General features: G+C 60.2%; 1 pseudogene. It reads right to left on the minus strand.

Annotated elements, in window-relative coordinates:
* Positions 1-405 (minus strand): annotated as a pseudogene (gene oprO / locus FLO80_RS24070) (outer membrane porin OprO); the annotation flags it as partial.

Here is a 405-nt window from a genome sequence, read left to right on the forward strand (position 1 = left end):
GGTGGGTGTTGATCCAGTCGGCCAGTTCGTAGGCGGCGTTACGCTCGGGAGCGGTCACCCACTTGGAGCTGGTGGCCTTTTCCAGGCCGAAGTCGGGGTCGAAGCGACCGAACTTCAGGTTGACCGGGTTGAAGCCGGTGTAGGTGACCGAAGCTTCGTCGAAATAGCCGTTGTCGGAGCTGCCGGTGTTGTGCGACAGGTCGAAGTTGATCTGGTATTTCCAGTCCTTGTACGCGGTGCCGCCGAGTTCGATGAAGGCGCGGCGGAAGTAGGCGGCATCGGCGGTGTTGCCATTCTTGGTATAGAAACCGTCGAAACGGCTATAGTCGGCCTGCAGGCGACCGCCCAGCTTGAAGCTGAATTCCTTGTCGGTGGTGGCGACTTCGAGGCCGCCCTTGGTCTTGA

Source organism: Aquicoccus porphyridii (assembly GCF_008369105.1).
GTDB classification, from domain to species: Bacteria; Pseudomonadota; Alphaproteobacteria; order Rhodobacterales; family Rhodobacteraceae; genus Aquicoccus; species Aquicoccus porphyridii.